Origin of the sequence: Bacteroides pyogenes DSM 20611 = JCM 6294 (assembly GCF_000428105.1) — a bacterium.
GTDB classification, from domain to species: domain Bacteria; phylum Bacteroidota; class Bacteroidia; order Bacteroidales; family Bacteroidaceae; genus Bacteroides; species Bacteroides pyogenes.
Genome location: NZ_ATZH01000028.1, coordinates 15,384 through 35,614, shown reverse-complemented (window position 1 = coordinate 35,614; position 20,231 = coordinate 15,384). Strand labels below are relative to the sequence as shown.

At 50.4% G+C, this 20,231-nt stretch carries 18 protein-coding genes; 1 reads left to right on the top strand and 17 read right to left on the bottom strand.

Annotation, left to right across the window (positions count from 1 at the left end):
* Window positions 1–36: 36 nt before the first annotated feature.
* From C234_RS0108040 to C234_RS16120, 12 genes are all read right to left on the bottom strand, one after another.
* A complete protein-coding gene (locus C234_RS0108040) occupies window positions 37–549 on the bottom strand; it encodes an NADH-quinone oxidoreductase subunit J family protein (protein WP_027325338.1) in 513 nt (170 codons plus the stop codon).
* Window positions 550–641: 92 nt separating this feature from the next.
* Window positions 642–1,118 carry a 4Fe-4S dicluster domain-containing protein gene (locus C234_RS0108035; RefSeq protein ID WP_027325337.1) on the bottom strand — a complete coding sequence of 159 codons (477 nt, stop codon included), beginning with the start codon at window positions 1,116–1,118 and terminating at the stop codon, window positions 642–644.
* A 28-nt stretch (window positions 1,119–1,146) separates the two neighbouring features.
* On the bottom strand, window positions 1,147–2,223 hold the full coding sequence (nuoH, locus tag C234_RS0108030) for an NADH-quinone oxidoreductase subunit NuoH (RefSeq protein WP_027325336.1): 1,077 nt from the start codon (window positions 2,221–2,223) through the stop codon (window positions 1,147–1,149).
* A 36-nt stretch (window positions 2,224–2,259) separates the two neighbouring features.
* A complete protein-coding gene (locus tag C234_RS0108025) occupies window positions 2,260–3,852 on the bottom strand; it encodes an NADH-quinone oxidoreductase subunit D (protein WP_027325335.1) in 1,593 nt (530 codons plus the stop codon).
* Window positions 3,853–3,869: 17 nt separating this feature from the next.
* Entirely contained in the window at window positions 3,870–4,457 is a 588-nt protein-coding gene (locus C234_RS0108020; RefSeq protein WP_021645929.1) for an NADH-quinone oxidoreductase subunit B, read from the bottom strand.
* Window positions 4,448–4,798, bottom strand: a complete 351-nt coding sequence (locus tag C234_RS0108015) for an NADH-quinone oxidoreductase subunit A (RefSeq protein WP_021645930.1) — start codon at window positions 4,796–4,798, stop codon at window positions 4,448–4,450. The genes C234_RS0108020 and C234_RS0108015 overlap by 10 nt, the downstream gene beginning before the upstream one ends.
* Before the next feature lie 119 nt (window positions 4,799–4,917).
* Window positions 4,918–5,295: a hypothetical protein gene (locus tag C234_RS0108010; RefSeq protein ID WP_027325334.1), complete on the bottom strand. Its 378-nt coding sequence runs from the start codon at window positions 5,293–5,295 to the stop codon at window positions 4,918–4,920.
* Window positions 5,296–5,730: 435 nt separating this feature from the next.
* The gene (locus C234_RS0108000; RefSeq protein WP_027325333.1) at window positions 5,731–7,182 is read right to left on the bottom strand and encodes a TrkH family potassium uptake protein; all 1,452 of its coding nucleotides are present in this window, start codon (window positions 7,180–7,182) and stop codon (window positions 5,731–5,733) included.
* Window positions 7,183–7,197: 15 nt separating this feature from the next.
* Window positions 7,198–8,538, bottom strand: coding sequence for a Trk system potassium transporter TrkA (gene trkA / locus C234_RS0107995; RefSeq protein ID WP_027325332.1), 1,341 nt, complete (start codon window positions 8,536–8,538; stop codon window positions 7,198–7,200).
* 135 nt (window positions 8,539–8,673) lie between these two features.
* Window positions 8,674–8,862, bottom strand: a complete 189-nt coding sequence (locus C234_RS17430) for a hypothetical protein (protein ID WP_148295158.1) — start codon at window positions 8,860–8,862, stop codon at window positions 8,674–8,676.
* 179 nt (window positions 8,863–9,041) lie between these two features.
* Window positions 9,042–10,991: a 1-deoxy-D-xylulose-5-phosphate synthase gene (gene dxs, locus C234_RS0107985; protein WP_027325330.1), complete on the bottom strand. Its 1,950-nt coding sequence runs from the start codon at window positions 10,989–10,991 to the stop codon at window positions 9,042–9,044.
* A gap of 210 nt (window positions 10,992–11,201) precedes the next feature.
* A complete protein-coding gene (locus C234_RS16120) occupies window positions 11,202–12,161 on the bottom strand; it encodes an aldo/keto reductase (protein WP_051290202.1) in 960 nt (319 codons plus the stop codon).
* Between the two features lie 247 nt (window positions 12,162–12,408).
* Between C234_RS16120 and C234_RS0107975 the strand changes: the two genes are divergently transcribed.
* Complete coding sequence (locus tag C234_RS0107975; protein WP_027325329.1) at window positions 12,409–12,612, top strand: hypothetical protein; 204 nt, start codon at window positions 12,409–12,411, stop codon at window positions 12,610–12,612.
* A gap of 67 nt (window positions 12,613–12,679) precedes the next feature.
* Here C234_RS0107975 and C234_RS0107970 read toward each other — a convergent pair whose 3' ends face one another.
* From C234_RS0107970 to C234_RS0107950, 5 genes are all read right to left on the bottom strand, one after another.
* Window positions 12,680–14,101, bottom strand: coding sequence for an MBOAT family O-acyltransferase (locus C234_RS0107970; RefSeq protein ID WP_392387616.1), 1,422 nt, complete (start codon window positions 14,099–14,101; stop codon window positions 12,680–12,682).
* 115 nt (window positions 14,102–14,216) lie between these two features.
* A complete protein-coding gene (locus C234_RS0107965) occupies window positions 14,217–15,092 on the bottom strand; it encodes an SGNH/GDSL hydrolase family protein (RefSeq protein WP_152532483.1) in 876 nt (291 codons plus the stop codon).
* A gap of 49 nt (window positions 15,093–15,141) precedes the next feature.
* Window positions 15,142–16,518: an SGNH/GDSL hydrolase family protein gene (locus C234_RS0107960; RefSeq protein ID WP_027325326.1), complete on the bottom strand. Its 1,377-nt coding sequence runs from the start codon at window positions 16,516–16,518 to the stop codon at window positions 15,142–15,144.
* Window positions 16,519–16,648: 130 nt separating this feature from the next.
* Window positions 16,649–16,942, bottom strand: coding sequence for a PG0541 family transporter-associated protein (locus C234_RS0107955; protein ID WP_027325325.1), 294 nt, complete (start codon window positions 16,940–16,942; stop codon window positions 16,649–16,651).
* 40 nt (window positions 16,943–16,982) lie between these two features.
* Window positions 16,983–20,120, bottom strand: coding sequence for an efflux RND transporter permease subunit (locus C234_RS0107950; RefSeq protein ID WP_027325324.1), 3,138 nt, complete (start codon window positions 20,118–20,120; stop codon window positions 16,983–16,985).
* Window positions 20,121–20,231: the final 111 nt, after the last annotated feature.

Genomic DNA, 20,231 nt, shown 5'->3' with positions numbered 1-20,231 from the left:
GTTTTTTGCGTTTTGAAGATTCATATCGGGTCTCTCTTATCGTTTGCGGGCAATCATGATGCCGCCGATGATGCAAGCCAGCAGCAAGATGCTGACTGCCTCGAAAGGCAATACATAGCCGTATTTATCGCTGCTGAGCAAAGCGTGCCCGATATCGTGGATATCTATCTCCAGCGGGGCAAGGTCTTTGGTCTGCAAGAATTTATGCTTCAGTGTGATGAACAGGACGATAGCCGCCCCGGCAATCATAGAGAAGAATCCTGCAAGAAAACGGCTTCGTTTCAGACGTTCGGCGCGATCGCCTTCTCCGCTGGTGAGCAGAATGGAGAATACATAGAGTACGACGACACCTCCGGCGTAAACCATAATCTGTACAGACCCCAGAAAAGTATAGCCCAGCAGGAAGTAAATGCCTGCCGTTCCGAAAAGTACGAAAAGCAAATAGGTGGCCGAGCGTACGATGCGCCGGGTGGTGACCGTCATCACGGACATGACGATGATGAATGCGGCTAAAAAGTAAAATATTACAGTTTCGAGTGTTGCTCCCATTTCTTACTTATGTTTTAATGTTTACTGATTCGTGTTGCCGGATTGTTTCCGCATCCGGCATTTTATAGTGGCAACCGGTGCTTGGTGCCGCATCACTTTTGTACGACTTTGCTGCCTTCGCGGTTGAGTCGCATTACGAGTTTCGAGCGGTCGAAAACAGCATGCTCGAAGTTCCGGTCGAACGTGATGGCATCGTGCGGGCAGGCATTGACGCACAACTGGCAGAAAATGCACGAGCCTAAGTCGTACTCGTATGCGGCCAGAATCTTTTTCTTCTTGCCTTCTTCGGTTTCAACCATTTCACCGGTTACGCTGATGGTGCCGTTGGGGCAAGCCATCTGGCATAGCCCGCAGGCTACACAGCGGTGCTCGTTGTTTTCATTGTGCGGCATGGTCAGTGTTCCGCGAAAGCGGTCGAACATCCGCAGCTCTTTCCGGTTTTCCGGATATTGCTCGGTTATTTTTTTGCGGAAGAACACCCTGATGCTTGTCTTCATCCCGGCAGTCAGGCTGCCGACGGCCCGTGTCAGGTTGCCGAAATAGGAGTCTTTCTCTTCTTTATATTCCATAATAATCAATTGCTGTTATATTCGTTTGTTAAAAGTGAAAGCCGAAGGCCACGCAACATGCCATCAATAATAAATTGACCATCGAGATAGGAACCAGATATTTCCATTCCAGACTCAGAATCTGGTCGATTCGCAAACGGGGGAATGTCCATTTGACCCACATCAGCAGGAATACCACGAAGAAAGCCTTGGCGAAGAACCAGATGAAACCGGGAATGCAGTCCATCACACTGTTGAATCCGTTGAGCCCGGATACGTGCAGCGGCATCCATCCGCCCAGAAAAACGGTGGTGGCAACGGCGGCTACGATAAAAAGGTTCAGATATTCCGCCAGATAAAAGAACCCGAAATGCATGCCCGAGTATTCGGTGTGATATCCCGCCGTCAGCTCACTCTCCGCTTCGGGGAGGTCGAACGGTCCGCGATTGCATTCCGCGTTTCCGGCAATGAGGTATGTGATAAAAGCAATCACGGCAGGAACATGTCCTTTGAAGATAAACCATCCGTCGGCCTGATTCTCTACGATTTGAGAAAACTGCATCGTTCCCATCAATACCACCATGGTCATGATGCTCATTCCGGCGGAAAGCTCGTAGCTGATGATTTGCGCGCCGCTGCGCATGGCGCCGATCAACGAGAATTTGTTGTTGCTTCCCCATCCGGCAAGCAGAATACCCACAACGCCTATGCCGGAGGCTGCCAGCAGAAAGAATACCCCTACGTTGAAGTCGAGCACCTCGGCGCCTTTATTGAAAGGAATGCACGAGAAGGTTAGGAAAGAGGCGGCAATCACCATGAATGGAGCGAGGTTATAAAGAAAACGGTCGGCTTCTTTCGGTGTGAATATTTCTTTGGTCAGCATCTTCAACACGTCGCAAAGCACTTGAATGGAGCCCCACTTCCCGACCCGGTTGGGCCCGATGCGGCATTGGAAGAACGCGCACACCTTTCGTTCCATATAAATCAATACGATGGCCAGTATGGCATACAAAGCGACGATGCATAAGCCGATGAGCACGCATTCTATAAAAACAGCCGCTCCCTCAGGCATCAAAGAGAGCAATAAGCCATGTATCCGGCTTGTTATTATACTAAAATCGAACATCTTTTTGTTTGAATGATTAGAATTTGTATTGTTGCATTACCTGTCTATATCGGGAACTACATAGTCCAGCGTTCCGCCAATGGCTATCAGGTCGGCGATTTTGGCTTCCCTGCAAATGGTATCGATGGCTGCCACCAGCGGCAATCCCGTAGAACGGTAATGAAGCCGGTAAGGCATTTTATCCCCTTGGCTTTCGAGGAATACGCCGAACTCTCCGCGACTGCCTTCTACCGCAGCATAATAACTTCCTTCGGGAACGCGAATCACAGGTTTCGTCTTTTCCTGATAAGCGCCATCCGGAATGTTGTCTATCAACTGCTCGATGATGCGCATGCTTTCTTCTATTTCGTCCATGCGTACCCTGTAGCGTGCCCACGAGTCGCCTTCGGAATAGACGATTTCTTTGAAGTCTACCTTGTCGTATACGCCGTAAGGCATCCGTTTGCGCACATCGCAAGCCCAGCCCGAAGCGCGTCCCGTGCCTCCGGTGCATCCGAAAGAGATGGCGTCTTCACGGCTTAATACGCCGACCCCTTTCAGGCGGGAACGGGCGATGATGTTTCCGGTGAATATTTCGTGATATTCGTGAATGATACCGCGCAAGTAAGGAATAAACTCCTTCACCCGTTTCACAAAGTTGGGATGGATGTCGGCCTGCACGCCGCCGATGGTGTTGTAGTTCATTATCAACCGTCCGCCGCACGTCTCTTCGAAAATGTCGAGAATCTTCTCGCGGTCGCGGAAACCATAGAAGAAGGCGGTCAGCGCACCCAAGTCCATTGCCAGACAGGAGTAGAAAAGCAGGTGCGAGTCGATGCGTTGCAGCTCGTCCATGATGGTGCGGATGTACTGTACACGGTCGCTCACCTCGATGCCCATCGCTTTCTCGATACACATGCACAGTGCATGACGATTCTGGTGAGCGCCCAGATAGTCGAGGCGGTCGGTCAGAGCCAGCGTTTGCGGGTAAGTGAGACTTTCGTTCATCTTCTCTATACCCCGGTGGATGTAGCCGCAGTTGGCGTCGATCTTGCGGATGGTTTCTCCTTCCAACGATACGCGAAAGCGCATCACTCCATGCGTGGCAGGGTGCTGGGGACCGATGTTGACCACGTATTCCTGCTCGCCGAAGAGTTTCGTCTCTATGTCTTTGATCGTTCCGTCGGGATTCAGTTCGATTTCCTGAGTCGTGTCGAACGTCTCCTCATTGTCCATACGAAGCGGATTTTCTTTTTCCGGATCGTTGTCCTTACGCAAGGGATACCCCACCCAGTCGTTGCGCAGGTAGAGGCGACGCATGTCGGGATGGCCGATGAAAAGAATGCCGTAGAAGTCGAATACCTCCCGTTCGTAGAAATCGGCGATTTTCCAAATGTCGCTCACGGAAGGAAGCTCCGGCAGTTCGCGGTTGTCCGTTGCCGTTTTCAAAGCCATCCGTTCGCCGGTGGCTGTCGATTCCAGATGGTAAACCACGCCCAACCCACGGAGCTTCTCCGGATTGTCTTTCTCGTCCGCTACTCCCCAATCCATACCGGTGAGACTTTCGAGGAAGTCCATCTGCCTCTCGTTTCGCAAGCGCAGCATCTCATCGTGCAGCGCCTCAGGGGATATATATGTAATTTCTTGCATGATTGTGACTGTTGTTTTTATTCTTCCGGTTTCTTTTCTTTTCTGTTGGTGCCGCCGAAGAACTTCTCTATCTTCACCTTGCGTTGCAGCTGCATCATTCCGTAGTAAAACGCTTCGGGGCGCGGCGGACAGCCGGGAATGTAGACGTCTACGGGCAGAATCTTGTCTACTCCGTTCACTACGTGGTACGATTTCTTGAAGGGTCCTCCGCTGACGGCACATCCGCCTACGGCTATCACGTATTTCGGGTCGGGCATCTGATCGTACAGGCGTTTCAATACCGGAGCCATTTTGTTGGTGATTGTCCCGCAAACCATAATCATATCCGCCTGCCGCGGACTGGCACGGGCTACTTCGAACCCGAAGCGTGCCATGTCGTAACGGGCAGCTCCCAATGCCATGAATTCGATGCCGCAACAACTTGTTGCGAACGTAAGCGGCCACAGCGAGTTGCTGCGCCCCCAGTTGACAAAGTCGTCGAGTACGCCGAGAGCGACATTCGCCCCTCCGGCATTGAGTTCCTTGACGAGCTTCTCCAACGATTCGTTGTCAGTAAACTCTTCATACGGAATCGATTTGATTTTCGGTTTTTTGCTTACTTCCATTCCAGCGCTCCTTTCCTCCAGGCATAAGCGAGGCCCAGAACCAGAATGACGAAAAAGAAAAGAATGCCCGCCAAGCCCTGAGGCCCTAAATCGCGCATCACTACCGCCCAAGGGAAGAGGAAGGCGGTTTCTACGTCGAACATCAGAAACAGGATAGCAAACAGGTAGTATCCTACGCGGAATTGCATCCACGATTTGCCGCGTGTCGGTATGCCGCATTCGTAAGCCTCGAACTTCTGGGCGTTGTACGAGCGTGGAGAGATGGCGCGTGAAAGCGCTATGACAACCCCCACGAAAGCGATCGCTGTCAGTAAAACAACAACTAATAATGTAAAATTCATAATCTCAACAGTTGTTTGGATGGTATATGATAAGAAATAGCCAATTCATTCTTCGCCCACCGGAGAAGAGACTGATTGACGGATAAAGTCGGGTGTAAAATACAGACGATAGGTGTCGGCTAAACGACGATTTTCCTTAAACCATATATATAATGGTTGTTCGGATGGCGGAAATAAGGATGCGCATGCGGTATGTGCGAAGCTGCCGGAACGGCGAACGTGTCATATCCCCGAAAACCGGAAAGCAACAGCTCCGGGTTTTTGTCTGTGGAGTCATGCGTCATATCCGCATGGCTTATGTCGCAAGCCTGAGTGGAATAGAAATGATAAAGGTGCTGGAAAAGACTATGGTCGGGATGTTCTTCAGATACGAAGCATTGCTCCTGACGGTAAACCGGCGGCACACCTTTGTCGCTTTTTCCCGTTGTTCTGCTTCCAACGGAATGAGTCAGCAAAGCGAGCGCCAACAATAGCCCATATGTAAAATATTGTTTCATCTTTACCTTTATCCCTTTAACGGATGCAAAGATAGAATTAATATTTTTACCTTTTGCAATCTGCAGGTTGCAAAAAAAGGTTTTTTAGCACTCAAATTGATTTAAGTCAATTTCCGGAGGCGAACATCGGGGGGTATCCGGTTGCAAATTCTTGCGGCAGCTCTTTTTGTAAGGCATATAGATATTGTTACGCCAGAAGGTAAGCTCCAACTTTTGCTGAATGCCCGTATTGTTTGCTGAATGTGTGAAACCGGCGTTTACCTGAAAAGCATATCCGATTCCCTCAAAAGAATTTTGCGTTTAGAAAAACAGACCCTTTCTTTTCAGATAAACTCGAAATCCTTTTCAGCCGGACGTGCTTTCTTTTGCAGAAGGCTTTTAATTTTTACCGGCGGATGACTCACGGATGTTTTGCCACAGAATCGAGGCGGCGTTTTAGTTCTTTCTCCAGAAATCAGAGTCGAACAGCAGCAGTACCGTGAACAACTCCAGACGCCCGAGGAGCATGAGGAACGAGTGCAGCCATTTTGCCGCGTCGGGCAAGGCGCTCCATGTATAAGCCGGTCCGCACTGCCCGAGTCCAGGCCCCATGTTTCCGATGCTCGAAACCACCGTTCCCACAGACTCCATGAATCCTACCCCCAGCCCCATCATCACAAGAATGCTGATGACGGCAATGACCGCATACAGAAAGGTAAACGCCAACACAGTGGACTGAACGCCGGATGCGATGACATGTTTGTTGATGCGCACAGGCAACACGGCATTGGGATGCAGAATATGCTTGAACTCGTTCTTGGCTATCTTGAAAAGAATGACCATCCGGATGCATTTCATTCCTCCCGTAGTGCTTCCCGCACAAGCGCCCATAATCATCACGATGACAAGGCATCCCCAAAGGACGGAGGGCCACAGCATATAGTCGGCGGTAGCAAATCCGGTGGACGTGTGCAGGGAGATGACTTGAAACAAGGACTTGCGAAAGGCCTCTTCACCCTCCATCGGAGTGGTGCGGTAGAGCCAGAAAGCGATGAAGAGCGTGAAGAAAGCGACGGACAGGAAATAAAACTTCAGCTCTATGTCGTGGATGAATTTCTTTATTTTGCCGTTGAAAAGCATGAGCAACAGCGTGAAATTGACTCCCGAAAAAAACATGAAAACCGATATCACGTAGTCGATGTAGGCCGACCGGTAGTACTCGATGCTGGCTTGTCTGGTGGAGAATCCGCCCGTACTGGTAGTGGTGAAAGCATGGCAGACACTGTCGAAAGTACTCATTCCGCCCATCATGAGCAGTATGATGAGCGTGCCCGTCATTCCGGCGTAAATGCTCCATATCCACTTGGCGGTGACGCCGATGCGCGGATGAACCTTATCGTGGGTGGGACCGCTCGCCTCTGCGGCAAACACCTGTATGCCTCCCACACCGAAGATAGGAAGTACGGCGATGGTGAAGAAGACGATTCCCAATCCCCCTATCCATTGAGTCATGGCACGCCAGAAGAGTATCCCGTGAGGCATCGACTCGATGTTGTCCATAATGGTGGCTCCCGTACTGCTGAAGCCCGACATCGTTTCGAAGAACGCGTCGGTAACGCCGGGGATATATCCTCCGATGTAATAAGGAAGCATTCCGAACAGAGAGAAGGCAACCCACGAGAAGCTGACGATGACATACCCGTCGCGACGATTGAGCGATTTTTCGGCTCCCCGCCCGAGGATAAGCATTACAACGGCCACACAGGAGGTTGCCGCCGACGAAAGCAGAAAGCTGTCCAAATCGTTCTCTCCGTAGAAAAGCGATACCCCGCCGCAGCATATAAGCATGGCTGTTTCTATCAAAAGCAAGAAACCGAGTATCCTGAATATCATCTTCGAGTTGATCATCGATATATAGCGTGGTTAATGGAAGAACTTCTCAATTTTTTTAATCATCATGCTGAGGCAGAACACGACTACATGGTCGCCCGCCTGTATCTGGGTGTCGCCGGTCACCAAAACGCCTTCGCCGTTGCGTATCATGCCGCCGATGGTGGTACCCTTCGGCAGTCCCAAGTCCTTGATGAGATGTCTGGTGATTTTGGCGCCCGGCGGAACGGTAAACTCCGCCACGTCGGCATTGGCGAATGTCAGGCATTTCACATTGCTCACATCGGCGTCGAGCATCATCTGGTAGATGTGACTGGCTGCAATCATCTTCTTGTTAATGACCGTACCGATATCGAGGCTTTCGGCCATGCCGATGTAGTCGATATTCTCCACCTCGGCAACCGTTTTCCTTACGCCCATGCGCTTGGCCGCGAGACAAGCGAGAATATTCGTTTCCGAATTGCCCGTAAGAGCCACGAACGCCTCGGTAGTCTTCAATCCTTCATCCATCAGCAGATCCATGTCTCGCCCGTCGCCGTTGATAATCATGGTCTTGTCGTCGAGCATCTCGGTCAGACGCCCGCAGCGGGCGAGGTCGCTCTCTATGATTTTCACCTGCATGTAGTCGGGCACGTTTTGTGCCGTGCGCACGGCTATGCGGCTGCCGCCCATGATCATCACGTTGCGCACGTCTACATAATCTTCTTTACCGGCAATCTTGCGGATATAAGGTATATACTTGCGGGTGGTAGTGAAGTAGACGATATCATGAAGCTTGATCACGTCCTCGCCGCGAGGAATGATTGTCTCCGTTCCCCGCTTGATGGCTACGATGTGGTAGGGGATGTTAGGCTCTCCCAGTTTATGCAGCGGAATGTCCAAAATCTCGGCTTTCTCGCGCATTTTGGTACCGATCAGGATGAGCGCGCCTCCGCAGAACTCCCACCATTGGCGCACCCAACTCATGCGCATCGACGAAACGATTTCTTTGGCGGCGAGCATCTCGGGATAAATAAGCGAATCTACCCCCAGCTTTTCGAAAAATTCTTTGTTCTTAGGTTCGAGGTATTCGTAGTTGTCGATGCGGGCTACCGTCTTTTTAGCTCCCAGGTTGGTGGCTATCATGCAGGCGGTCATGTTCCGGCTTTCGTCCGGAGTGACTGCGATGAAAAGGTCTGCTTCTTTCACTTTCACCTCTTTCAATCCGGAGATGGAAGAAGGGGAGGCAACAACTGTCAGCAGGTCGAAATTGGAACCGATCGCGCTCAATTTTTCCTCGTCGTCATCGATCAATATGATGTCTTGGCGTTCGCGGGATAACAATTTAGCCAAATGAGTACCTACGTTTCCGGCACCTGCGATAATTATCTTCATTTTACTCTTTTTGTTATTTCTGGGTCTGTTTACAAGTTTACCAACCTTCGGCGAATTGCGATATTCACTCATCGCCGCATATTTTCATTCACAAAGCTCGGCAGTCACATGTTCCGCTTCTTTGCAACCGGGAGGTTATTTCTCCGAAACAGGCATTCTGTCTTTTTCCCAACCTGCGTCAGGCAAAGCGCATGTATCGTACCTGCGGCTGACACAGGCTTTGCTGAGCCTGACGCAAAGATTCTTTCCTATCCGGAACAAGCTCTCTGCGTTAGAAAAACAGCGATTCCATTGCTCCGGAACAGAAGTTCTGTTTGCCTTCAACGGAAGCTCTGTTTGCCTTCAACAGAAGCTCTGTTTGCGTCCAACAGAAGCTCTGTTTGCCTCCAACAGAAGTTCTGTTTGCCTTCAACGGAAGCTCTGTTTGCCTTCAACGGAAATTCCGTTTGCTTCGAAAAGCAGTCTTGCGCGTTTCCACCGCTAACCCGACCGGGTGAAAACGTTTATATATAGGCTTCTTTCTCTACCTGTTTTTTTGTTTCCTGCCGACAGGTTTCTTCTTCGAGAAATGCGTTTACGAGGCTTTCTTCAGCCAGCCCGCAAAGCCGGTGCAACTCGGCGACGGCGCCGTGCTCAACGAAGCTGTCGGGGATTCCCATGCGTTTTACCGACGGAGTATAGCCGTTTTCCGCCATAAACTCGAGAAGGGCGCTTCCCATTCCGCCTTTCACAACACCGTCTTCGATGGTTATAATGCGCTTGAACCGTTTGCCGACTTCATGCAGCAGATGCTCATCCAGCGGTTTGAGGAACCTGAGGTCGTAGTGGGCTATCGACTTTCCCGACGCTTCTTCGGCACGGGCGATGGCACGTCCGGCAGCGTTCCCTATCGGGCCTATGGTGACAACGGCGAGGTCTTTCCCATCCTTCAGCCGTCGGCCTGTGCCTACGGGAATCTCTTCCAGCGGACATTTCCAGTCGACCAACACCCCGCGTCCGCGCGGATAGCGAATTGCGAAAGGCCCCTTGTCGGGAAGCTGGGCGGTGTACATCAATCTTCGCAATTCGTGCTCGTCCATGGGCGAAGCGATAGTCAGATTCGGTATCGGCCGCAGATAGGCCATGTCGAACACTCCGTGGTGGGTGGGTCCGTCTTCGCCTACCAGCCCGGCCCTGTCGAGACAGAAAACCACCGGCAACTTTTGGATGGCTACATCGTGTATGATATTATCGTATGCCCGCTGCATGAACGAGGAATAGATGTTGCAGAACGGCTGTAGCCCTTCTTTCGCCATGCCCCCCGAAAATGTGACGGCATGACCTTCGGCTATGCCGACGTCGAAAGCTCTTCGCGGCATTTTCTCCATGAGCATGTTCATCGAGCAGCCGGTAGGCATGGCGGGCGTGACGCCCACAATATTCGGATTGAGTTCCGCCAATTCTACCAACGTATCTCCGAACACATCCTGAAAGAGCGGAGGCATACCGTCGGTATTGCTGATCAGGCGTTCTCCGGTTGCCGGATTGAATTTGCCGGGCGCGTGCCATTCGGTGGCATGCTTCTCCGCCGGAGCGAACCCTTTGCCTTTAACGGTATGCAGATGCAATATCTTCGGGCCGCGCATGTCTTTGATATCATGCAGCACCCGTGCCAAATTCTTCACGTCATGCCCGTCTATGGGCCCGAAGTAGCGGATGTTCATTCCTTCGAATATGTTCTGTTGGCGGGCGGCTATCGATTTGAGACTGTTGCCGAAGCGGATCAGCGCTTTGCGCCTTTCCTCGTTCAGTATGCCTATTTTCGACAAAGCTTGCGAGGCCTTGAACCGCAACCGGTTGTAAGGGCTGGAAGTGGTGAGGTTGAACAGATATTGTTTCATCCCGCCGACGCTGCGGTCGATAGACATATCGTTGTCGTTCAGTATGATAAGCAGATTGTTGGGTGTGCTCGACGCATTGTTCAACCCCTCGAAAGCCAATCCTCCGCTCATCGAACCGTCACCGAGGACGGCCACCACATGGCGGTCGTTTTCTCCTTTCTCGGCTGCCGCCACAGCCATGCCCAAAGCCGCCGAAATGGAATTCGAAGCATGCCCGCAGGTGAAAGTATCGTATTCGCTCTCCTCCGGTGAAGGGAAAGGTCGGATTCCGCCGAGTTTCCTGTTGGTGGAGAAAGCCTCGCGACGTCCTGTCAGTATCTTGTGTCCGTATGCCTGATGGCCTACGTCCCATACGATACGGTCGTAAGGAGTGTTGAAGACATAATGCAAGGCAACGGTCAGCTCCACAGTTCCCAGACTGGCGGCAAAATGCCCGGGATTGCATGATACTTCTGCGATGATGTCTTTTCTGAGTTCATCGCATACTTCCGGCAGCTTTTCTACATCGAGACGTCGCAGGTCATCGGGAGTATCAATAAAATTCAGCAATTTATATATCGATCCATTCTTCATGATATGAGGATATTTATTGCAAAAGTACGAAAAGTAAAGTAAATCCGGTATGCTTTTGCCGATAAACTTTAGAAACCGTGCTGTTTGCTTTTATTTTCCGGATATACTATTTTGCGTTGCATTCAGGCTAACAAACAGGCATATCGAGATGTATCGGAGCAGTAAACGAGACCTCCCCCTTTTCTCTCTATTAACTGTCGAATATCCAAATCAAAAAAGCTGCAAGATGTCATCAATCTTTTTCAGCTCGTCGGGAGAAAATGCAAGACGCTGCAAAGCGCGCAGATTGTCGGCAAGCTGTTCCACCGAACTGGCTCCGACAATCACCGATGTCACCCGTTCGTCTCTCAGCACCCAAGCCAAAGCCATTTCGGCCAGTGTCTGTCCGCGAAGAGCGGCAAGATCGTTCAATCTGCGCGCCATTTCAACCTTTTCCGGAGTGACTTGAGAGCGTTGCAGAAAACCGGAAGTACGGGCTGCACGAGAGCCCTCCGGAATACCCGTCAGATATTTGTCGGTGAGTAATCCCTGCGCCAAAGGGGAGAAAGCAATAAAGCCCGAACCATATTCCGCAGCCGTCGAAAGGTTTTCCGCTTCGACCGCACGATCGAACATGCTATAGCGATATTGGCTCAGCAGGCAAGGCACCCCTGCCTCGCGGAGCATGACGTATGCCGCGCGAGCTTCTTGGGGCGGGTATTTGGAAATGCCTGCGTAAAGCGCTTTGCCTTGTCGGACAATGTCAATAAGCGCCTGAACGGTCTCTTCGACCGGAGTAACCCCATCGTAGCGATGACTGTAGAACACGTCGAAATATTCGAGACCGGTACGCTGCAAACTCCGGTCGACGCTCGCCATTATGTTCTTGCGTGAACTGTTGCCGCCATAAGGGCCTGCCCACATCTCATGCCCAGCCTTCGAAGAGATAATCATTTCATCCCGATAACCCCGGAAATTCGCTTTCAGAATACGACCGAAGTTTGTTTCTGCGCTTCCGGGTACAGGGCCGTAATTATTCGCTAAATCAAAATGAGTTACTCCATGATCGAAAGCATATTTAATCATTTGAGTAGCTACCCCGAAGTCGTCCGCACTGCCGAAGTTATGCCACAGCCCCAAAGAAATAAGCGGAAGTTGCAAACCGCTCCGACCACAATACCGGTATTGCATCTGCTCATATCGATTGTCTGCCGGTTGATAACTTACTTAGAGAAGAGTCCATAAAGCAAATAGTTTTAGTAAATTCATCCAAGTATGTACTGTCTATTCTATCTTGCAAAAGAAAAGAAAAAACGGATATTGAGCAAAGGGCAAACAAAGAAAAGGCTTCGATTTCCTTTTTTTAACGTCGGTAATCGAGCGTCGCAGTTTTCCAAAGAACCCTTGGGAGTTCTTATACCGCCTTTTCAATTACCACATGAAGATTTCGGTTTGTTTGCGGGATATTCGCCTTTCCGGTCATATCACGCTTTCATGCGAATGGCTGAAGCAACAAACCCACAGCAATTACCTGACGTTCCATCGGACAGAGCGTCGCAAACCGGCCCCTGAAGACAACAGTCGGGAAGCTACAACCGAAGGCAATTATCGAACGGTTCGTCGAATGGAGCAACCGAAATAGCCGGAGGAAGCTGTAAGAGGGAAAGCGGCAAACGAGAACAACAACAGTTTTGGACGGCTTCAAGAAGTTAAAACTGGAAATAAATGAACGGCTGAATTTCGGTACTCTTCATCTGAATGACGATATAAATCAACGCCGCTACGACCATCGCTTTCCCAATCAACGGCAAACGAACGACTCCACGCGAGAGGGCCCGCTCCCAACTGTCGGGCGCAAAATGAAGCAAGAATCCGAACAACATAAGGGCAAACACACGCCAATAGCCTTCAATCAGTTGCGGGAACAACTGCGGACGGAACGCCGTAAAGATCTGGTTCAGCATATTTACGGAGTGTTGAAAATCGGTATTACGAAAGAATATCCAGCAGAAGCAAACGAAATGGAAAGTGATAAAGACACCTGCTGCACGGCGCCATCCGTGGCTTTGCTCACCTTTTCCACGTCCGGTGACAGACATCCATACTTTGTGCAGAGCCAAGGCTATACCGTGGAACGTTCCCCAAAAGATAAAGTTCCAGGAAGCGCCGTGCCACAATCCGCCCAGAAACATGGTGATAATCAGATTCAGGTATTGCCGGAACTTCCCGCGCCGGTTGCCCCCCAATGATATATACAGGTAGTCGCGCAACCACGTAGACAACGAGATGTGCCAACGCCGCCAGAATTCGGTGATGGAAGCCGACTTATAAGGAGAATCGAAATTGATATTGAAATGGAAACCCAGCAACAAGGCAATACCGATAGCCATATCGCTATAGCCCGAAAAGTCGCAATAGATCTGCAAGGCGTAGCCATACACTCCCATCAGATTCTCTACGCCCGAATAAAGCGTAGGGTTATCGAAGATGCGCTCTACGAAGTTGATACTGATATAGTCGGATATCACCGCCTTCTTGAAAAGACCGGAAACAATGAGGAAGACACCCCGCCCGAACATCTCCTGCGATACAAAGAGCGGCTTCCGGATTTGCGGAATGAAATCCCGCGCACGCACAATAGGCCCGGCTACCAGTTGCGGGAAGAAAGAAACGTAAAAAGCGTAATCAAGCAGGTTCGACAGCGGCTTGATAGCTTTCCGGTACACATCGATGGTATAGCTTAGCGACTGGAAGGTGAAAAATGAAATACCCACCGGCAAAAAGATATCGAGCGCAGTGAAACTGCCTCCGGTGAGAGAAGCGATAACTCCGCCCAAGAAGTTGGTGTATTTGAAATAGGCAAGCAATCCCAGATTGATGCTCAGACTTGTCGTCACCAAAGCTTTACGCTTCCACCTCGTAGCGGTACGTTCCATACGCTGCGCCAAAAAGAAGTCGGAAACCGTGACGATGGCAAGCAGAAAGAAATACGTGCCGCTGCTTTTATAATAGAAATAGTAAGAGAACAGCGTAACGAAAAGGATACGTGCCGTATACTTATGCCTCAACGCCACATAAACCGGCAAAAAAGCCGCAAACAGCCACAAGAAGATACCGCTGCTGAATATCATCGGCGCTTGGGGATCGTACACAAAAATATCCTTCAGCCGGCTGAAATCTACGCCGGACGGAAGCAACGACTCTAATCCGGCGAATACCGCCGCACATACTCTGCCGAAACCCATATCAATTGGAAACATAGTCATTATAAGCGCGGATTATAGCTTGAAACAATAAATCTCCCTGCAGAACATAGCCTTCGGGCAGATAATGCACATGATCGGGGCGCATCAGATTCGCTTCCGTCCAGTTGAGGCAAGCCCTGCGACGCCCGCCTACCACCTCATACATATCCCAAACCGGCATCTGATGGTTACCCGCATATCGCCGGATGGTCTCCGCCGCTATTGCGGTACGGGGATTGACGGCGTACGTCCGTTTACGTTTTCTTTTACGGAAACTATCGTACGAGCCCGGAGGAGTAGTCAGCAACAAGGGCACATCAGGGAGTGCCCGGCGCAATAATTCCATCAGCTCACCCATCTGATGATAATGAACATGGGCATTATACCGCCGGTTGTGACTTTCATTCGTACCGAAAGAGACGATGAGCAACTCCGGACGCAAAGCGGCAATATCGGCGATACGGGTAGGATGTGTGAACGTAAGCGAAGTGGCTCCGTTTACTCCCATGTCCACATACGATACAGCTCCGAAAGTTTCAGCCAACCGCGCGCCGGCAGTCTGCGGATAAATATGCCCGCGAACATGACTGTCGCCGATGTGGACAATGCGTACCGTATCTTCGGAAAGCCCCAGATGTACTTGGCGCAACCGCTCGAGAAAAGGGGATAACAGAGCAAGGCTGTCTGCAATCTCATTATGTCCCGTACCGCGGAATGCAGCGGGAAACATTACTTGTACAGGTACCTTCAAGGCTTCACGATTCATTATCTCTCGCAAAGGCTTCATCTTCCTCAAAGGATGCTCCGATGCGGCTATTTGCGGCAAAGGATCCTGAGCCGCCGCTTCGGAAGGAAGAAAGCAAAAACAAAACAACATCGCCGGAAACAAACTTCGCAACAACAGCCTGCGTGCCTTTCCGGCGCATTCAATCTCCCTTCTCATAAGCACGCCTCCTTTCGTACTGTTCCCTTCCGTATATCAGGGCCTCATAAAGCAAGCCCGCCAAATGACGCCCGCCACGGAAGTTGATATGCGTGTAGTCGTAATTCGCCATCGAAGGTTTGGCATGCACCAATTTCGCCATGCTTCCCTCCCCTCCCATCGCTTCGAACATATTCCAGAAGGCCACTCCGCTCTCGGCGGCGATGCTCTGCTGGTAACGGACGAGATTCTTCACTCCCGGCATGGTGCGAAGGTCGCCGGTTTCGGTCTTATAGTCGCGGTCGCCCACGCTCAGCAGCAGAATGCCGGCCTGCGGGAAACAGTTTTTCAAATGCTCGATGGAGGTAAGTAATCCCTTCCGGTATTTGTCATAATTCCGCCCATGCTTGGTAGCCACATTCAGTCCGTATTCAAGAATAATCAAATCGTACGGACGCCGGCGATTGAACTGACGCAACATCTCCACCGATATGCCACGTATCGACAACCCCGAACTGCCGCGCAACGAGAAGTTGTCCAAAATCACTCCCCGTTCGCCATCCATCGCAAGCCCGTAGAACAGCGTAGAGTCTGCACGGTCTACCGACCAGCGAACGGAACCGATATTCCCTTCTACCGACACTTGTCGCAACTCTCCCGAAGGAGCGCACACGTACTCTTTGCTCCGATCGCGATTCACACGCACACTCAGAGCCACCGTATCTTTGTTGTAAAAGAAGATGGAAGCCTGCCTGCACGTATCCAATAAAGAGGCATATTTGTTCTGACCGCGCAACTCCACATACGCTCCCTTGCGAGGTACGAAATAGTGTCCGGAAACTCCTTGTTTCTTTCTGTCGAAAAAGGTGGTGTCTGTCACGGCATGGCTCTGCCATCCGCCGAACGAATGACACACGGTAGGCCGATAGCCGTTGACCGAAGAAGTAATTGTTACAAAACCTACTCCGCAACCGCCGAAACGTTTTTGAAGCATCTCTCTCAAATCGGCAGTAAAGATATCCGCTTCGATAAAGGAGTCGCCGAAAACGGCTATCCGCACCCGGCCGTCACCCTCCGATAAGCGGTCGATTGCTTGATAAAAAGGCTTCATGCCCCGCCCGGCGGAGTCGCTGTAATCTTCGATACAAGTCATCCCCGAACGACAAGTGTCGACAAAAGCGGGTTTCGGAACGGGAGGCAGAACGATAGCGACCGAGTCGGACGCCATTTCGTCCGAATCGGGATACCGCAAATCACCTAAGAGGTCGACACGCCTCAACGGATAACCTCCTATCTCGGCTGCGGGCAACCAGTGAAGTGCAAGCAGAAAGAGCAACACAATGAGCGTGAGCCACATCGGATATGTAAAATAATTCTTCATAAGCCCGGATTATATGCATGCCTTCACAAAAGCAAGCAAGCGAAAGCGAGCGCAAAGATAGGCAAAAGAGAGAAATTTCACAAAGCGACGAAAAACATTGTGTGTCCGGAAGCGACAGACCACGAAATAGTCAAATAGTCCGTTCGATATTCCATACAAAAGCGCGCAACCCCAATTGCTCCGTCTGCAAATCCATCTTATGCAACACATCGAGCAGCGGATCTACTTTTTCATCATCTACCACCGTGAGGATAGCCGAGCACATGCTCGGCCATGCATGGCTGCCAAAGTGCGGGTCACCGGTGCGGGAACCGCGTCCCTGCACCTTCTCCATATAAGTGAATCCGCGACAGTTCAATCGGTCGAGCAATGCGATGATACGCTCGTAGTAAGCCTGATCGAAGGTTATCAGTACTGATTTCATCTTTCTATTCTGTTTTTTATAACATTATTCATTAATATGCTTATGCTTTAAAGTACCCGTCTTCCGGCAGTTGCCTATTGCGCAGCTTGCGACGCCTGTTCTTAATGCCTACTCCTGCAAACACAGAGTATAAAGTAGGAATAAGAATCAGTGTCAATACCGTAGATACAGTAAGTCCACCGATAACGGCAATGGCCATCGGACTCCACATCTCGGAACCCTGCCCGCCTCCGGCAGCCATCGGTATCATACCGAGCACGGTCGTAGCGGTAGTCATCAATACCGGACGAAGACGGCTCTTGCCCGCCGTGACCACGGCGTTCAGCACCGCCATGCCCCGTTCACGACAAAGCGAAATATAATCGATAAGCACAATACCGTTCTTTACCACAATACCGATGAGCATGATGGCCCCAAGCAAACTCATCACACTCAAGGTACTTCCCGTAAGGAGCAATGCCATGAGTACACCGCTGAACGCAAAGGGCAAAGAGAACATGATAATGAACGGATAGGTCAGCGATTCGAACTGGGCAGCCATTACAATAAATACAAGGATAATAATCAGAAGGCCCAACGTACCCAGGTCGCGGAAAGAGTCCTGCTGGTCTTCATACGAACCCGCCACCTGAATGCTGACCCCTGCCGGAATATCCATTTTATCGATGATAGCCTTTCCCGCTTTCACGACATTTCCTAAAGGAGCGCCGGAGATAATGGCGGAAACAGTCACAATACGCTCACGGTCTTTACGCTCGATGGTCGGCGGGGCAAAACGTTCGACTACTTTTCCCAAATCTTTCACGCGGACCGACTCGCCCTTGCTGTTGTAAATAAGAATGTTTTCAATGTCTTCCAAACTTGTGCGGAACTCGGGGGCATTGCGTACTTTAATATCATACTCGTCACCGTCTTCACGGTATTTCGAAGCCACCGCCCCGTTGATGCGGTTGCGCACCGCCATACCGGCAACCGACAAATTCAATCCGTGCATCGCCAACTTTTCACGGTCAAAGTCCACCTGATATTCCGGCAGATAGTCGCTCCGGCTGATATTTACTTCGGACACACCTTTTACTTGCATCAATGCACGTTTCAAAGCTGCCGACACACTGTCCGTCGTAGCCATGTCGTAGCCATACACCTCGAAATCTGCGCTTGCCTGAGCAGCCATACCCGAATTGGCTCCACCCAGAATCACCCGGGCTTTATTCAACTCCGGATAGGCCTTCAAATCTTCACGCATCTCATCACAGACTTGTTCCAAAGTGATGTCGCGCTCACCGGGATTAACCAGACGCATATTGAAAGAGATGATATGCGAGCCGTTGGATTGCATCGAAGCCCATGTATTATCCGAATCGGCCTGCCCCACTGTATAGTTGCAGACTACCAATATACCTTCATACTTTGTGAGCCATTGCTTCGTCAGTTTCTCGGCAAGTTGTTGGGCCAACTCTTTGCGTGCCCCGACAGGCAGCTCCAGATTCACGGCAATGCGAGCATTGTCCTGAGCCGGGAAAAACTCCGTGCCAATGTTTTTCATGCTGAACAAACTCAGTACGAAGAAAGCAATACAACCCAAAATAACAATTGCCCGATGACGCACCGCCCAGTTGAGCATTTTCGCATATCCGCCATCCAACTTATCCAGCGCATTTTCTACGGGCGTAAAAAACAAGGTGAAGAATTTGGTTTGTTTCTTTTGCAGGCGTAGCAACTGCGAACAAAGCATCGGTGTCAGCGACAGTGCCGACATGGTGGAAACCAACATAATGACGCACATCATCCAGCCCAACTGTTTAAAAAGCACTCCCGTCATTCCGCCGACCATGGTCAAGGGAAAGAATACGGCAATCATGGTCAATGTGGAAGCGACTACGGAGATAGCCACCTCGTTCGTACCATGTATGGCAGCTTGTTTAGGATCCGATCCTCGTTCGATATGCGTAGTTACATTCTCGAGCACCACAATCGCATCGTCCACAACCATACCGATAGCAATGGAAAGCGAAGAAAGCGAAATGATGTTGATCGAGTTTCCGGTAATTGCCAGATAGATGAAAGAGGCAATCAGCGAAAGCGGAATAGTGATAGAGATAATCAGCGTAGCCCTCCACCTTCCCAAGAAAAGGAAAACAACCAATACTACAAACAATAGCGCATACATCACCGTTTCCGCAAGGCTGTCGATGGTATTCAGAATATTGTCCGACGTATCGACAATCATTCCCAGTTTGACATCGCTCGGCAAATTTTTCTGCAGACGCGGCAACGCTTCCGCCACTTTCTTGGATATGTCCACGGAATTGGCTCCCGACTGTTTCTGAATAACAATCATCGCTCCTTTCACACCATTATTATAAGTCTCCTGCGCACGCTCTTCCAAAGTATCAATCACTTTCGCCACATCGCGCAGGAAAACATTAGCCCCATTGTGCGTGCCTACCACAACATTCTCCAACTGACGGGCATCTTTAAACTCACCTTCCACACGCAACGAATAAGTATCGCTTCCTATATCGAAGTTACCTCCCGGAATATTTTTATTCTCCGCGCCGATGACGGCACTGATCGATTCAATAGTCAGCCGATAGGCTTCCAGCTTGTTCGGATCGCAATATACCTGAATCTCACGTTTTGGCGCACCGCTGATAGACACTGTTCCTATCCCCGGTATACGTGCCAGCGGATTCACGACACGATCGTCCAGGATTTTGTATAGAGCGGCCCGACTTTCATTGGCTTGCACCGATAGAATCACAATCGGAATCATGTCTGTACTAAACTTGAAAATCACCGGATTCTCTACCGCGTCAGGAAGTTGCGAACCTACCATATCGAGCTTATCACGCACATCGTTGGTGATCACATCGATATCGTTTCCGAACTCGAACTCCAATATAATGAGCGACATGTTTTCGGAAGAACGAGAAGTAATATGTTTCAGGTTGCTCACCGCATTCAAGCTGTTTTCCAGCGGACGAGTCACGTTATTCTCTATATCAGACGCGCTTGCCCCCGGATAAGCGGTCAGCACCATAATCGTATTCGTATCTATATCAGGATACAAATCGATAGGCAACTTAGACAAAGAGAAAAGACCAAAAATCACCACTGCCAGAAAGCAGAGCGAGGTCATAATCGGCTTTTTAACCGCACCTTCGTATAAACTCATTTCTTTTTAGAATTAAATTGTTAGCAATAAGTTATCAGCGATTCGACAGTCCGACGCAATGACGTTGGACAACGTCGGCTACAAGATATTGCAACCGCCTCAATCGCTATT

What these genes read in the sequence shown, in the direction of transcription:
- C234_RS0107950 (WP_027325324.1), bottom strand. Translation starts at nt 20,120, where the DNA reads ATGAGTTTATACGAAGGTGCGGTTAAAAAGCCGATTATGACCTCGCTC.
- C234_RS0108025 (WP_027325335.1), bottom strand. Translation starts at nt 3,852, where the DNA reads ATGCAAGAAATTACATATATATCCCCTGAGGCGCTGCACGATGAGATG.
- dxs (WP_027325330.1), bottom strand. Translation starts at nt 10,991, where the DNA reads ATGAAGAATGGATCGATATATAAATTGCTGAATTTTATTGATACTCCC.
- C234_RS16120 (WP_051290202.1), bottom strand. Translation starts at nt 12,161, where the DNA reads ATGCAATACCGGTATTGTGGTCGGAGCGGTTTGCAACTTCCGCTTATT.
- nuoH (WP_027325336.1), bottom strand. Translation starts at nt 2,223, where the DNA reads ATGTTCGATTTTAGTATAATAACAAGCCGGATACATGGCTTATTGCTC.
- C234_RS0108020 (WP_021645929.1), bottom strand. Translation starts at nt 4,457, where the DNA reads ATGGAAGTAAGCAAAAAACCGAAAATCAAATCGATTCCGTATGAAGAG.
- trkA (WP_027325332.1), bottom strand. Translation starts at nt 8,538, where the DNA reads ATGAAGATAATTATCGCAGGTGCCGGAAACGTAGGTACTCATTTGGCT.
- C234_RS0107960 (WP_027325326.1), bottom strand. Translation starts at nt 16,518, where the DNA reads ATGAAGAATTATTTTACATATCCGATGTGGCTCACGCTCATTGTGTTG.
- C234_RS0108000 (WP_027325333.1), bottom strand. Translation starts at nt 7,182, where the DNA reads ATGATCAACTCGAAGATGATATTCAGGATACTCGGTTTCTTGCTTTTG.
- C234_RS0107955 (WP_027325325.1), bottom strand. Translation starts at nt 16,942, where the DNA reads ATGAAATCAGTACTGATAACCTTCGATCAGGCTTACTACGAGCGTATC.
- C234_RS0107975 (WP_027325329.1), top strand. Translation starts at nt 12,409, where the DNA reads ATGAAGATTTCGGTTTGTTTGCGGGATATTCGCCTTTCCGGTCATATC.
- C234_RS0108010 (WP_027325334.1), bottom strand. Translation starts at nt 5,295, where the DNA reads ATGAAACAATATTTTACATATGGGCTATTGTTGGCGCTCGCTTTGCTG.
- C234_RS0107965 (WP_152532483.1), bottom strand. Translation starts at nt 15,092, where the DNA reads ATGTTGTTTTGTTTTTGCTTTCTTCCTTCCGAAGCGGCGGCTCAGGAT.
- C234_RS0107970 (WP_392387616.1), bottom strand. Translation starts at nt 14,101, where the DNA reads ATGATATTCAGCAGCGGTATCTTCTTGTGGCTGTTTGCGGCTTTTTTG.
- C234_RS0108015 (WP_021645930.1), bottom strand. Translation starts at nt 4,798, where the DNA reads ATGAATTTTACATTATTAGTTGTTGTTTTACTGACAGCGATCGCTTTC.
- C234_RS0108040 (WP_027325338.1), bottom strand. Translation starts at nt 549, where the DNA reads ATGGGAGCAACACTCGAAACTGTAATATTTTACTTTTTAGCCGCATTC.
- C234_RS0108035 (WP_027325337.1), bottom strand. Translation starts at nt 1,118, where the DNA reads ATGGAATATAAAGAAGAGAAAGACTCCTATTTCGGCAACCTGACACGG.